Annotated in this window: 11 protein-coding genes; 9 read left to right on the forward strand and 2 right to left on the reverse strand. The window is 43.2% G+C overall.

The genetic code is table 11. The features are described from left to right. Positions 1–80: 80 nt before the first annotated feature. A complete protein-coding gene (locus tag AC1DOV_RS27780; protein WP_477551560.1) occupies positions 81–695 on the reverse strand; it encodes a methyltransferase domain-containing protein in 615 nt (204 codons plus the stop codon). A gap of 270 nt (positions 696–965) precedes the next feature. On the opposite strand from AC1DOV_RS27780, the gene AC1DOV_RS27785 reads away from it, so the two are divergent. The 3 genes from AC1DOV_RS27785 to glgD all read left to right on the forward strand — a co-directional run bounded on the left by AC1DOV_RS27785 (position 966) and on the right by glgD (position 4463). Continuing rightward, positions 966–1781: an alkaline phosphatase family protein gene (locus AC1DOV_RS27785; protein ID WP_477551561.1), complete on the forward strand. Its 816-nt coding sequence runs from the start codon at positions 966–968 to the stop codon at positions 1779–1781. Positions 1782–2190: 409 nt separating this feature from the next. Continuing rightward, positions 2191–3339 carry a glucose-1-phosphate adenylyltransferase gene (locus AC1DOV_RS27790; protein WP_076269533.1) on the forward strand — a complete coding sequence of 383 codons (1149 nt, stop codon included), beginning with the start codon at positions 2191–2193 and terminating at the stop codon, positions 3337–3339. 11 nt (positions 3340–3350) lie between these two features. Further along, the gene (glgD, locus tag AC1DOV_RS27795) at positions 3351–4463 is read left to right on the forward strand and encodes a glucose-1-phosphate adenylyltransferase subunit GlgD (protein ID WP_477551562.1); all 1113 of its coding nucleotides are present in this window, start codon (positions 3351–3353) and stop codon (positions 4461–4463) included. Between the two features lie 55 nt (positions 4464–4518). Here glgD and AC1DOV_RS27800 read toward each other — a convergent pair whose 3' ends face one another. After that, positions 4519–5457, reverse strand: coding sequence for an AraC family transcriptional regulator (locus tag AC1DOV_RS27800; protein ID WP_477551563.1), 939 nt, complete (start codon positions 5455–5457; stop codon positions 4519–4521). A 195-nt stretch (positions 5458–5652) separates the two neighbouring features. On the opposite strand from AC1DOV_RS27800, the gene AC1DOV_RS27805 reads away from it, so the two are divergent. From AC1DOV_RS27805 to AC1DOV_RS27830, 6 genes are all read left to right on the forward strand, one after another. Then, entirely contained in the window at positions 5653–6375 is a 723-nt protein-coding gene (locus AC1DOV_RS27805; protein ID WP_477509165.1) for a ThuA domain-containing protein, read from the forward strand. 617 nt (positions 6376–6992) lie between these two features. Then, positions 6993–9230: a helix-turn-helix domain-containing protein gene (locus tag AC1DOV_RS27810; RefSeq protein WP_477551564.1), complete on the forward strand. Its 2238-nt coding sequence runs from the start codon at positions 6993–6995 to the stop codon at positions 9228–9230. 317 nt (positions 9231–9547) lie between these two features. Continuing rightward, on the forward strand, positions 9548–10432 hold the full coding sequence (locus AC1DOV_RS27815) for an ABC transporter permease (RefSeq protein WP_076269619.1): 885 nt from the start codon (positions 9548–9550) through the stop codon (positions 10430–10432). Positions 10433–10453: 21 nt separating this feature from the next. Further along, positions 10454–11353: a carbohydrate ABC transporter permease gene (locus AC1DOV_RS27820; protein ID WP_477527530.1), complete on the forward strand. Its 900-nt coding sequence runs from the start codon at positions 10454–10456 to the stop codon at positions 11351–11353. 121 nt (positions 11354–11474) lie between these two features. Next, positions 11475–13184, forward strand: a complete 1710-nt coding sequence (locus AC1DOV_RS27825) for an ABC transporter substrate-binding protein (protein ID WP_441879498.1) — start codon at positions 11475–11477, stop codon at positions 13182–13184. Positions 13185–13211: 27 nt separating this feature from the next. Then, positions 13212–14627, forward strand: a complete 1416-nt coding sequence (locus AC1DOV_RS27830) for an alpha-L-fucosidase (RefSeq protein ID WP_477551565.1) — start codon at positions 13212–13214, stop codon at positions 14625–14627. The last annotated feature ends 206 nt before the right edge of the window (positions 14628–14833 follow it).

A 14833-nucleotide genomic window follows, 5' to 3' on the forward strand; every position in this document is an offset into this window, starting at 1 on the left:
AGATAAATAAAAGGAGTGTCCTACAGGTCATAATTAACGACTTGTAGGGCACTCTTTTTTGTATTTATAGTCATCATCAATCACTTTTCTCTTTGCAATATGATGAAGCTCGCAGATGATAAATGCTTATGTTTTTGTTCGATAATACGCTCAACTTTGTAGTTATTATAGGCTTTCAAATGATTTAAAATATCCCGATCTCGAATCGTCGGCACGACGTTTGGCTCGTCGGCGCTAGTAATTCGCGTATATAAAATGACATACTCCGCCTCGCATGAGAAAATGTCGTTCAACGTTTTGTTGAAATCATGGTCATCCGTAATATGGTAAAGAACGTCTAAACAAACGACGAGCTCGCATGTTAGATAACCATGGTTAACGAAGTGTCGAGGGTTGTAAGCGAGAAAGCTTTTGGAGCGATCACCGGCAAATCTTTGCGCGCATATATCGATGGAGGAATTGGCTACGTCCAAACCTAAATACTGTTCATAGCTCATTAACGATATTTGGTTTCCATCCCCACATCCGAATTCGATTACCTTTTGAATCCCGTGTTCGCTTATAAAAGAATTAATTACCTCCGCTTTAAAGTCCGCCAGCACACCGTAAGAGCCGCTGCCTGATGTGCCGCCTTGGGAGTAATTGTTGTCCCAATACGTCTTATAGTCAAATGGCGTCTTTTGTTCTTCGGTCATGTTGATCATTAGCCTCCTTTTATTTCATCCATTTCCTTGGCATCCACCATTATATGTATAACAGCTTTTAAGTGAACCGAAGCAAAGTCCTTATAATAGAAAACAACAAAATACTCTCAAAAATAATATAGCAAAAAACTAAAATGTGTTTTTAGTTGTTATTAGTTGTTTTTATGTTGACTTTGTAAAGGTAGGTGAGTATGATAAACATGGAAATCATGAGTCGGATTGGGGTAGCACTTAATTCATATAGAAGAGGAGAAATGATGAATGGAGAAAATAGCACGGGTGTTCATTATAGGTTGGGATGGAGCAGGGAATTTTGTGAAAGATGCGCATACACCTAATTTGGATCGATTAATTCGTACAGGTACGTTCACATTTGACGCTCAAACGGTCTCACCAACGATTAGTGCGCAATGCTGGGGATCGCTTCTTCACGGAGTAGGTCCTGAAAAACATGGTCTTACGAATGATATCGCCAGTGAACATACGTTTCCCGAGCAATCGCAATATCCTTCGATTTTCCGAATTGTAAGGGATACTAATCCAGATGCCAAAATGGCGGCTTTCAGCGTCTGGAAACCAATTAACGATGGCATTATCGAATCGACAATCGATGTGCATAAAGTATCGATGAATGACCGTGAGCTTTCGCTTGTGGCTGCTGAATATATTAAGGGGAATCCCGATGTGTTGCTGATGTTTATCGGCTTAGACTTACCCGATGGAGCGGGGCACCAGCATGGATTCAATACACCTGAACAGCTGCTTGCCATAGAAGAGACGGATGAAAGTACAGGAATCATATTACAAGCCATTGAAGAGACGGGACTTCTGAAAGACAGCTTGATTATTGTCGTTTCCGATCATGGGGGCGGCGGAGAGCAGGCTTATCAGCATGGCAGCGATCACCCACTGGACAAAACGATCTTCTGGGGCTGCACTGGCCCTGGAATTAAACATAATGCCACGCTTCAAGGTGAGCTAATGATTACAGATACGGCGGCAGTTGTTCTCCACGCACTAGGGCTGAATGCAAGAAGCTGGGAAGCCAAGCTGCCTGAAAGCCTTTTTAATCCTTGATCTTATTTATTCAAAAGCTGAGCTTACCCAAAAAACAGCGCGCCCTTAACTAAGGAACACGCTGTTTTTTTGGGGATATAGACAAATCATTACTAAATTCGTGATAAAAGATGAGCTATTTTCGCTAATATAGGTGGCTTTGTGAGTGAATCTGACAACATTAACAGGAGCATATTTTACGCACTTAAACACTGCGAAAATTGCAAAAATAAGTCATTTAAAATAATAATTAACTGCTGTTGACTTCCTTCTAACGAGGAGGTAATATAATTTTTACAACATTGTATACGCTTACATTTTAAATAAATTTTTGAATACATATAGTAAGGAGGAGGTGTGTTTATAATTATCAGAAAATTCAAACAACATTTTGGAGTATCTAATTTTTTTACGATGGGGAGTGAGCCGAATGCAAAAAAAAGAATGTGTAGCGATGCTGCTTGCAGGCGGTGAAGGAAAAAGATTAAGCCATCTCACGTCTAAGCTAGCAAAGCCAGCTGTGCCTTTCGGCGGCAAATATCGGATCATCGATTTCACGTTAAGCAATTGCAGCAACTCAGGTATTCATACGGTTGGGGTACTGACTCAGTATCAACCGATGGTACTGAACGCTTACATAGGAATAGGCAGCTCATGGGATTTGGATCGAAAAAATGGCGGGGTTACCGTGCTTCCTCCATTTATGGAGCAACGAGGCGGGAGCTGGTATAAAGGGACGGCGCATGCGATCTATCAAAATATTCATTATCTCGAACAATATGATCCTGAATATGTTTTAGTTATTTCCGGTGATCACGTATACAAAATGGATTACTCCCTCATGCTCGAGCAGCACAAGGCAAGGAAAGCGGATGCTACGATCGCCGTAATTGAAGTCCCATTACATGAAGCAAGCCGATTCGGCATTATGGATGTTGATCATGAAGACCGAATTATTGAATTTGAGGAAAAACCGAAGCTGCCCAAAAATAATCTCGCCTCTATGGGCATATATATTTTTACTTGGGATGTATTAAAAAAGAAATTAATTGCAGATGCGCAGGACCCTGGATCAAGCAATGACTTTGGCAAAGACATTATTCCATCGATGCTCTATAGCAGCCATTCTATTTTTGCTTATCGTTTTAGCGGCTATTGGAAGGATGTTGGCACCGTTGAAAGCTTGTGGGAAGCACATATGGACCTTCTTCTTGAAAATCCACCGTTTACGCTTCATGACGCGAAGTGGCGAATTTATGCTAAAAACCCTAACAAGCCTCCTCATCATATCGCATCTACCGGCAAAGTGACAGGCTCCTTAGTGAATGAAGGATGTATGGTTTTTGGGGAAGTGGATCATTCCGTGCTCTTTTACGGTGTTCATGTTGGTGAAGGCAGCCTCATCAAAGACTCGGTTATTATGCCGGACGCAAAGATTGGGAACAATGTCACGATTCATAAAGCGATCATCGGCTCGGGCACTGTCATTCAAGATGGCGCGATTGTAGGCAGCGCGGGTGATGCGGCTGAAATCACTCTAATCGGTGAAAACATGGTCATTTCTTCTCAATTGATATAGGAGTGAATGCGATGAATAATGTTCTAGGCGTCATCAATCTCAGCATTAATCAGCCGCTCTTGCATGAACTGACCTACTCAAGAGCGACAGCGACGGTACCTTTCGGCGGCAGATATCGATTGATTGATTTTGTATTATCCAATATGGTGAATTCCGGAATTAACAATGTGGCAGTACTCGCTCATAACAATTATCGTTCCATCATTGACCATTTGGGTTCTGGGAAAGAGTGGGATTTGGATCGGAAATACCGAGGATTGTTTATTTTGCCCCCTAACAATAGCAATGTTCCCGGCTTTAACGGCGATTTGCAAAATTTTTACGGTTCTCTCGAATATTTTGCCCGCAGCACGGAGGAGTACGTCATCGTTTCAAGCAGTCATATGATTTGCAATATCAACTATACGGAAGCTGTAGAAAATCATAAGCGCACAAATGCAGATATTACTGTCATCTACAAGGAAATGGACGTTGATCGTGACGATTTCTCTAACCTCATTACGCTTGACTTGGCTCTGGATGGGCGAGTCGTACGTATGACAGAAAATCGCCAGAACAAGGAAAGCAACAAAGCCTATATGCGGATGATCATCATTAAGAAAGAGCTGCTTATTAATCTGGTCAAAAAAAGTGTGAATCAAAACTACTATGACCTTGTCCGGCATGTCATTATTCGAAATCTGAACGAGTTAAAAGTGTATGGCTACGAATATAAAGGATATTTGGCCGTCATTAACTCCGTTCAAAATTATTTTAAGCACAGCAAAGAGCTGTTGAATCCTGAGGTATGGAAATCTTTATTTTACGAGCCGGGTGTTATTTACACGAAAATCAAGGATGAACCGCCTGCAAGATATGCGAGTAGTGCCATCGTTAAAAATTCACAGGTGGCTAACGGTTGTATCATTGAGGGAACTGTGGAAAACAGCATCTTATTCCGAGGCGTTCGAATCGGGAAAGGGGCCGTTGTTCGAAACAGTATCGTAATGCAGAAATGTGTGATTGATGAGGATTCTAGCCTTGATCACGTTATTCTCGATAAAGAGGTACATGTCACGCGGGGAAATAAGCTGGCAGGAGAGGAAATGTCACCTACCGTTTTCTCAAAGAAAAGCATAATATAAAAGCAGCGACCGCTTCTCGTTTTTTTACGGGAGAGCGGTCGTTTTGTATTCCAACTTACTGCATGCCTTCCATCGCAACTCTGGATTCGCTGCGCATGCGCAGCTTGTATTCTCGTGGTGAGCACTGATTTTGCCGTTTAAAGAGCTTATAGAACTGGGCCATGTTTGTAATGCCGACCTCGTAGCTGACATCCATGATGCTTAGCTCACTCGTCAGCAGCAGCAGCTCGGATCGTTTAATTCGTTTATAGTTGACGTATTCAACGAAGGAGACGCCCATCGTTTTTTTGAAATATTTAATGAAGTAGTGGTAGCTCAAATTAAGCAAAGAACTAGCATCCTCTACGGACAGCTTGCTGCTTAAATGGGTGTCTACATAATCGAGAACGGGTCGTAATCGATTTAGTTCAATTTCCTCTGTATCGTTCAGCAGGTTTCGGCTGTCGCTTCTAAGCAGCAGAAGCAGCAATCGCTTTATAATTGAGCTGATTGCAATCTCGTAGCCTCTCATCCTCGTTTGCGACTCTTTGAATATTTCCAAAATGAAGGCATGGGTTTCTTGCTTGGCTGTTTCGTTCATGTCAAAAATATAATTAAGCTTATCGAGCGGCTCTGTCAGCTCAGAGAAGCAATTCAAATAAGGCATCGTACTCTGGTCAAAATGTTTGCCCAAATCTATCTGAAATACAACATAGTGCTGTACTTCCGAAAGCGGCTTGTGGGAGCGATGCGGCTGGGAGGCGCCTAGCACCATAACATCGCCTGGTCCGAGGACGGCATAGCCGTGCTTGCTTTGCACACCTAAGTGACCTTCAATAATAGCGAGGAATTCTACTTCTTTATGATAGTGCCATGGATGTTTCTCAAGCGTGCTGAAATAGTCAGCTTCGGAGTAAATCTCCCAAATTTTAAGAAACAATAGCGGATTTTGATAAATGACTTCTTCGTTGATCGCTTCGGAATGCGTATCAATGGCGGTTTTTATTATAGGCATGGGCATGACCTCCATTTTGAAGTATACCACTTTTGGAAATGTTGAATCAATAAACGCGTCATTATTAGCTGTCTTTTCAGCTCATTTGAAAAAGGAAGACACTTTTGAATATAAAATCAGCATGTTTAAGTATTACGTAAACGGCGCGAATTTTTTATACTGAGATTAACTGAATGAATAAGGAGTGTTCATATAATGGCAAAGGTAACGGTATGGAATGAAAATCGTCATGAGCAATTAAATCCGGTTGTAGCTGGAATTTATCCTCAAGGTATTCACGGTGCGATTGCAGGATTTTTAACTGAAGCTGGCTACGATGCGGGAACGGCTACACTAGATGAGCCAGAGCATGGATTAACGGATGAGGTATTAAACAATACAGATGTACTCATTTGGTGGGGACATCTTGCGCATGGAGATGTAAAGGACGAAATTGTTCAAAAAGTACAGCAGCGCGTGCTGGATGGAATGGGCTTGATTGTTCTTCACTCCGGTCATTTCTCCAAGATTTTTAAAGTATTGATGGGTACAAGCTGTGACTTGAAATGGCGTGAAGCGGATGAGAAGGAACGCCTTTGGGTTGTAGCGCCAAGCCATCCGATTGCTGCGGGCCTTGGGGAGTATATCGAGCTGGAAAAAGAAGAAATGTACGGCGAGCATTTTGACATTCCTGCTCCAGACGAGCTTATTTTTACAAGCTGGTTTGAAGGCGGAGAAGTGTTCCGCAGCGGCTGTACGTTTACACGTGGAAACGGCAAAGTATTTTACTTTAGACCGGGACATGAAACTTATCCAACGTACCATAACAAAGACATTCAACGCGTCATTACGAATGCCGTGAAATGGGCACAGCCGGTAGACCGCAACCGTCCGGTTTATGGAAATGCACAGCCACTTGAAAAAATTTCAGTAAAATAAAATTATAAAAAAAGTAATGTAACGCTTGGGATTTGAATCCCAAGCGTTATTTTGTTTTGAGCACTATTTTGAAGCGTAACATTTAGTCAAAATAGAGCATTGGCAAATGGGGTATAATCCACCATACTAAATGGAGTGATCGCTCGGGCTTGCCTGCCCGATTGCATAGATGAAATCCTTGTCGCACGAACAATACAATAAGCGTGCACTATATCTAAAGCCGGCTACGTGCTTTTGGATATGGTGCTTTTTAATCCTATGGCCGATTGTAAAGAAAGCAGCGTTAATCGTGTTGGCAAGCGGCTGTTTTGGCGAAAATAATGCAGGAAGTTGAAAACGGTTTATTGATCTTACCAGCGCAACCGCCTAAGATAAATAAAACCAAACTCGCACGGCCTGCACATGAGAAGAGGGCATTGCTCCTGAAGAGGCTGCCATGCCTCGATACGGAAACGGTATCGGGGTTTCTTTGGTTTACATCACCCGGGAAATAATTACAGTTTGCTTTTGCAGAGCAAGTTAATGTGTTCGTTGCATGGCTTTAAAACTTCAGGTAAAGAGCGGCTATTCATAAACAAGAAAACGGCGCTAATCATAAGAGAAAAGGGTGAGGGCTAATGATGAGCAAATCGTGGTTTAATCGGCTGCTTCTTTCCTATATGCCGATATTTATTATCGTAGTTACCTTCACTTTTTTTGTGTTTTTTCAATTAATTAGTGAGCAGGGTCGGAAAGAAGCTATTAATGCTAACAGCATGTTGTCTTTGCAAGCGATGAGGTTAATCGACACGTCCTTGCGAGCGATAGATAACATGGTGATGAAGGAATCGATTAACAACAAGTCACTTATCGATTTTTTCAACAGCAACGAGAATGGTGACCCTTATATTAACATTAGCGCCGTCATGAAAATGAACGATATGATTTCTTATTATCCACTCATTGATTCTGTCTATCTGGTTCGCTATGATGATCAGGTTGTGCTAAGTAATGCGACGGGCGGACATATCAACACCTATCCAGACAAAGCTTTTATTGAGCAATATCGCAATACGATCTCTCAGAAATGGACGGATAAGCGGACATTTAAGCAATTTACGTTATTGGAGAGCAAGGATGTTGTCAGCCTCGTGAGAGGTGCTCCATTCATGACGGGTGAAAAAGGAATGATCGTTGTCAACGTCGCAACGGATTCTTTGGAGCGTTTAGTTGATGAGCTTTACAATTCGGAAGTCAGCTTCATTCGCATCAAAGACGGAGCGGGCAATGAATTGCTCAATGCGGCAGAACCTGTAGATTCAATGCGCGTTTATGCAAATTATAAATCGAGTTATTCAAATTGGTCTTATATAAGCGGTTTTGTGCAAGGTACGTTTATTCAAACGGTATCGTTGCTCTATAACGTATGGTTTGTGATCGGGCTCCTGATGATCATTGCAGGTCTCGTATGGATGATTTATATATCAAGGCGAAATGCGAAGCCGGTAGAACAGATTGTGTCACGCTTCAGCGGATATAAATTAGCTCTGGCAGAAAGTGGAAAAAACATTGGATCTGGCAGGATTAACGAGTTTGTCTTTATTGAATCCGCTCTTGATAATTTAACAGAGCAGGCAAGGCAATATCAGCAGCAATATAAGGAAGATCTTCATTTACGGACACGTAATCTATTCCATCAGCTTATTGAGGCTGGAGCGGAGCTGACGCTTGGGGAATGGCAGCGCGAAGCGCAGCGGCTGCAGCTTCCCGCGCCTGCGGATCGCCATACGCTTATTGTCATGGAACTGGATAAGTACGGAGAGTTTTGCAGCAGTTATTCGCGAAACGATCAAAATTTGTTGAAATTCGCTCTGCGAAGCATTACTTATGAGCAATCGTCACGCTTCGGATACGCGTGCTGGGCAGAATGGACTGCCTCTTCTCGTCTCAGTGTTATTTTATTTGAGAGCGGGAATGCTCCTGCTGCAATGTTAGTTCAGCTTTGTGACAGCATTCGGGCTTGGATTGAACAAAATATGAAGTTCACGATTAGTATAGGAATCGGTGATCCAGCCTTGCAGCATTCTGAAATCGCAAAGTCGTTTCAACAGGCTTTGGAAGCACTTAATTACAAAATGGTGCTTGGCGAAAATCGCCTTATTACACGCGAGGATATGATGAGTCAAGGCCAAGTTGAAGTATACGCTTATCTTGGGATGATTAGATCTGCTGTTTATGCCTTCCGCAAATCAGAAGCGAGCTGGAGAGCAGAATTAGACGATTTGTTCAGCCAGATGAAGCAAGGCTTGCTCACTAAGGACGAGATTATGAATGTTATTAATTACTTGCTTTATAGTTTGGGACGCGAGCTGTCTGGTCTCGGCAAGGAATTTAATCTCGTATGGGAAAGCGAAGCACTGCCGGTTCTAACGGGGAAATTGGATAACTGCCATTCTCTGGAAAATATGCACGAGGCGATCATCGGCAAAATGACAGAGCTTGAGCATACTCTTGCAGATATGCGTTACAGCGGTCAGCATGCCGGCATTATTCAGGAGATGCGGAGAGTTATTGAAGAGGAATATGTGAATCCGAATATGTCACTTGAATATTTAAGCGAGAAATATGATATGAATGCCAAATATGTGAGCAAGCTGTTCAAAGAAACAACAGGCCAGAAGTTCATTGATTTCTTAATTGATATTCGGCTGAATGAAGCGAAGCGGCTTTTGAAAGAGACACGGAGGACGGTTCAGGATATTGCGGAAGAGGTTGGTTACACAAGTGCGATTTCGTTTACGAGAGTGTTCAAGAAAGTGGTTGGATGCTCGCCAGGCGAATACCGTTCAGAGACGCTGAAGCAGCAAAATGGCTGAATATACATGGAGTTGAAAATCGTTAAGCGCAAGAATTATGTTAGTTCTTTTATCGAAAAATGGATGCTATAGGGACGGCAGCACCGATAGTATAAGGTGCTGCCGTTTCTTATGGAGCAGCGATGCGAAAAAGGTTAAGCGAGCAATTAATGTATCTTGTTGCATGGTGAGGGCAGCTTATAAAATGATCACATGAAAGCGTAACCAAAAATGAGAATGTTAAAGGAGGCTAGCCCTTGTCCAAAGTTAATCATGAATGGCATTCCGTTCCGCAGGCCTTTGCACATCCAGCAAGAAGGTATGGGCCTCTACGCAAAATGGCTCGCCACTGGCAATTGTATTTCGTCATTTTATTGCCGATTGCTTATCTCATTATATTCAAATATGTCCCCATGGCTGGCATCGTGATCGCGTTCAAAGATTACAACGTCATTAAGGGCATCTTTGGAAGCGAGTGGATCGGGCTAAAATATTTCAAGCAGTTTTTCGAATCACCAAATTTTTGGCTCTATATGAAAAATACGCTTGGCATTAGCTTCTATGGCTTGTTAGTCGGCTTTCCAGCCCCAATCATCCTTGCGCTTGCGCTTAATGAAGTGCGCAATGGACTATTCAAGAAAAGTGTACAGCTGGTTTCTTATGCACCTTACTTTATATCAACGGTCATTATGGTATCGATCTTAATTGTCAACTTGACCCCAAACGTGGGGATCGTCAGCAAATTGTTCCAAATGCTTGGCGTGGAAAACACAAACTTTATGGGTATTCCTTCATTATTCAAATCCATCTATGTCTGGTCGGATGTGTGGCAGCATACCGGTTACGGGGCCATTATCTATATTGCGGCATTAGCTGGCGTCAATCCTGAGCTGTATGAAGCGGCAAGGGTTGATGGGGCATCGAGAATACAAAAAATTATTAATGTCGATATCCCTAGTTTAATTCCGGTATCCGTCATTCTTCTTATTCTTAATTTAGGCAATCTGATGAAACTCGGTTTTGAGAAAATTTATTTAATGCAAAATCCGCTTAACCTAGCGACCTCAGAAGTCATTTCTACTTATGTGTATAAAGTGGGCTTGCTGGGTTCGAGCTTCAGCTTCTCAGCAGCAATCGGAGTTTTCAACTCCGTTATTAATTTAACATTGCTGATTGTCGTCAACTATATCGCTAGAAAAATTTCAAATAATAGTCTGTGGTAATTGAGGCAGAAGGGAGACTTTATGAAAAAAAACGTTACCATTCGAGAATCAAACGGAGATCGTTTATTCATGGCATTCATTTATGCTTTTCTGACTGTGGTTCTATTAGTGGTGCTTCTGCCGCTTCTCTATATTTTAAGCTCTTCCTTTAGTTCGCCGCAGGCTGTCGTCTCCGGCAAGGTATGGCTGTTCCCGGTCCATTTCACGCTCGATGGCTACAAGGCGGTATTCAACAATCCGCAGATCGGCACTGGATTTATGAATTCATTGTTCTATACAGTAGTCGGAACGATCATTAATGTTATTCTGACGGTCATGCTTGCTTATCCGTTAGCGAGGAAAACGTTTTATGGAAGAAATTTTTTCATGGTTCTTCTTGTTATCACGATGATGTTTGAGGGCGGGTTGATTCCGTATTATTTGGTTGTCAAACAATTGCATCTGCTGGATACAAGATGGGCTATGATTTTGCCGGGAGCTCTTGCCGTATTCCAAGTCATCATAGCACGAACCTTCTTCCAGACCAGTATTCCTGAGGAGCTGTCCGAGGCGGCGGACCTCGATGGCTGCAGCGACATTCGGTTTATTTTCAGCATCGTACTCCCGCTCTCGAAACCAATCTTGGCCGTTATGATGCTGATGTATGCAGTAGGACATTGGAATGCATATTTCGATGCACTCATATTTCTGCGATCCCAGGAATTGTTTCCCCTGCAAATCGTATTGCGTAATATTCTAATTCTAAATACGGTGGATGCGTCGATGATTTCCAATGCGAATCAGATGCTTGCTCAGCAGGGACTAAAGGATTTATTGAAATATTCATTGATAGTTGTTGCTAGCGGACCTGTACTCATCATCTATCCTTTTGTTCAGAAATATTTTGTGAAAGGCGTCATGATTGGTTCCTTGAAGGGATGAGTAGGAGGATTTCTTTTGGAGGGGGGATGGGTTGCCTTTGGGGCCGAGGCAATCATTCAGTTACAAACGTTACAGCATGCTGCTAGGAGTGACTAGGATATAACAAGGAGGAGTCGGTTTTATGAGAAAAGGATGGAAAAAATCCAGTGCAATCTTAATGTGTGTCGTACTTAGCTGTGTTGTTATTCTAGCTGCTTGCAGCAAGGATACGGGGAAATCCGGCAATGGTAAAACAGAGGAAACAGGGCAAAAAGAAACAAATGCTGTGCAAGAGGATCTTTTTACAGCTGTAGGTACGTATCCCATTGTGAATAAGCAGATGACGCTTAAGATGTTTGCTCCTCAGCTTCCTACGATCGAGAACATGGAGACGAATACGTACACGAAGTTTTTGGAAGAAAAAACGAACATTAAGATTGCATGGGATCTCGTTCCAAGCAATGCGCTTGAGGACCGCAAACAGCTGATGCTCGCGAGCGGTGATTATCCGGAAGTCATTTTGCAAGCTAATCTGACAAGAGAAGAGCAAATGAAGTATGGGAAGCAAGGCGTATTCCTTCCTTTGAATGAATTGATCGATAAGTACGCTCCTAATATAAAAAAAGCTCTAGCAGATATTCCATATATGAAGTCGTCTATTACTGCTCCAGATGGAAACATCTATGCGCTGCCGCAAATCAATGAATGCTACCACTGCGATAATGCTTTGAAGCTTTGGATCAACAAGGCTTGGCTTGACAAGCTTGGACTCCAGCTGCCTACAACAACGGAGGAGTTCTATCAGGTCATGAAGGCATTTAAGGAACAAGATCCGAACGGAAACGGGAAGAAGGATGAGCTTCCGCTTACAGGGTCCGATGAAATGTGGGCTGGCAACGTGTCCGCTTTCTTGATGAATGCGTTTATAGTAGATGATTATACCGAAAAAAATGCTGGTACCTTCTTATCAGTTAAAGATAGCAAAGTCGACTTTGTAGCTAACAAGGATGAATGGAAGCAAGGGCTTGAATACTTGAACAAGCTGTACAAGGAAGGGTTGATCGACCCGGCAGCCTTCACGCAAAATGCGGATGCGATTCAACAGCTGGCGAACCGCGAGCCGGATAACATTATGGGAGCTGTGACAACCGCGCTTATAAGCTATGGCTATAATATGTCGGAAACACAGCCTAGGCACAAGGATTATGTGACGCTGCCTCCGCTGAAAGGACCAAGTGGCGTACAGCAAACGCTTAACTTCGCGGGCATTAGCAAATCGCAATTTGCGATTACGAATAAGGCGACCGCAGATCAACAGATCGCTGCGATCAGACTAGCCGATTATTTGTTCACGGAGGAAGCGATTGTGCTGCAAGAGAATGGCCCTGAAGGGCAAGGCTGGCGCAAGGCAGAGGACGGCGAATTAGATATTGATGGCAAGCAGGCTAAGTATGCTTATATTCAACGGGAGAGCAAGCAAACGCATAACGATGGCTGGGAGCAAATTGGCCCTTCACTTCGTACCTATGCATACCGTTCCTCTTGGATGGCTATTCAGGACCCGCTAGCAGACGGTGGATATGGAACACGTTTGAATACGGAATCGAAAAAATATGAATCATTCCATTCCAAAGAAATGTATCCAAACGGCGTATTCATTGCGCAAGATGATGCGGAAATCGCTGCTCAGCTCAAAACAACGATTATTGATTATACAAAATCGAATATGGCACAGTTTATTACGGGCTCCAAAGACATCAGCAAGGAATGGGATGCTTATGTAAAAGGCTTTGACGGCTTGCAGCTTGGCAAATACATTGAAATTTATCAAAATGCATTGGGCAATTCTTAATAACCGAATGGAGGAGGCTTTGCAGCGATGAGCGAAATATCCAGTGATAACGTTCTAGAAGAAACAGAAGAGCAAGAGCTTCATGAAGGTGTGCATAATTTTAGCAGCGAGCGTGATTGGATACGGCCTGATAATCCAGTTACGCTTGAGCGATTGGAATGGTTTAAGGATCAGAAGCTCGCACTTATGATGCATTGGGGACCTTATTCCCAGCTAGGAGTAGTAGAGTCTTGGGCACTAAGCGACGAGGATCAGGATTGGTCGCGTGAAGGCATTGACTGGGAGAAGGATGGCGAAGCATTCAAGCAGCAATATTTTGATTTAAATAAGACGTTTAATCCGATTCGCTTTCAGCCAGACGTATGGGCAGATCTAGCGGAGGAGGGAGGATTCAAATACCTCATTTTTACGACGAAGCATCATGACGGATATTGCATGTGGGACACAAAAACGACGGATTATCGCATCACTGATGAACAGACACCGTTTCATACGCATAAGTATGCCGATATTTGCCGTCATGTATTTGATGCATTCCGCGCGAAAGGATTGTCTATCGCCGCCTATTTCTCGAAAGCAGATTGGCATACGCCTTATTACTGGGCACCGGATATGGAGCGAAGTCTTACTAATACGCGGCGTGGGCCTACTTACGATCCACAGGAGCATCCTGAGCTGTGGAACAAGTTTGTCGATTTTACACACGAGCAAATTACTGAGTTATTGACGCAGTATGGCCGAATAGATGTCCTTTGGCTTGACGCCGGCTGGGTAAAGCCGCTGCGGAGCGGTCAGGACATTCGCCTTGGCGAGATTGTGGAGAAAGCAAGGGAACAACAGCCATGGCTGCTCTCGGCAGATCGCACAGTAGGCGGACCGTATGAAAACTATGTTACCCCTGAGCAGACCATTCCGACTGAGGCGATGAACATCCCTTGGGAGAGCTGCATTACGATGGGGACGTCCTTCTCTTTCCGGTATGAAGATAAATATAAACCGACGCGCCAAATCGTGAAGATTTTGCTTGAGGTTGTAGCTAAGGGCGGCAATCTCGCGTTAAATGTAGCTCCGCAGCCTGATGGCAGGCTTCCCGAAGGAGCTATCCAGCGCATGAAGGAACTGGGCGCTTGGCTGAAGGTGAACGGCGAAGCGATTTATGGTACTCGCATTTGCGCGCCTTACTATACAGGCAGTCAAGCGTTCACGCAAAAAGGAGATTATGTTTATTGTGCCAACCACTATCCATCAGCTGATACAGTAGTTTCAGAGACGGTCTTTATTCCTTATGAAGGCTTGCTGGAGTCGATCGAGCTGCTCGGAATGGAAGGAAAGCTGAACTGGACACATGAGAACGAAGGGATTTCCGTGCAGCTGCCTGAAGTTGCCGTGAAGGGACCTGCACCAATTGCGCATGTGTTTCGGATGTTGAGGAAAATAACTTGAGGTCGTCTGCTATAGCATAGGAATAGATTGTTCAAGATATTAAGCTTAAGCATGTTGCACTCAGCAACATGCTTTTCTCTTGTGGAAAAGGATAAAGAAATATATTTATCGTATATGAAAACAACAAATGAATCCTTTCAACCAAAAAAGAAGGTGAATCGGGAAGAAATACCAGTTATACTTAAAAAGTGCGTTTCACATGAATC

Source organism: Paenibacillus sp. 01T47, assembly GCF_056398245.1.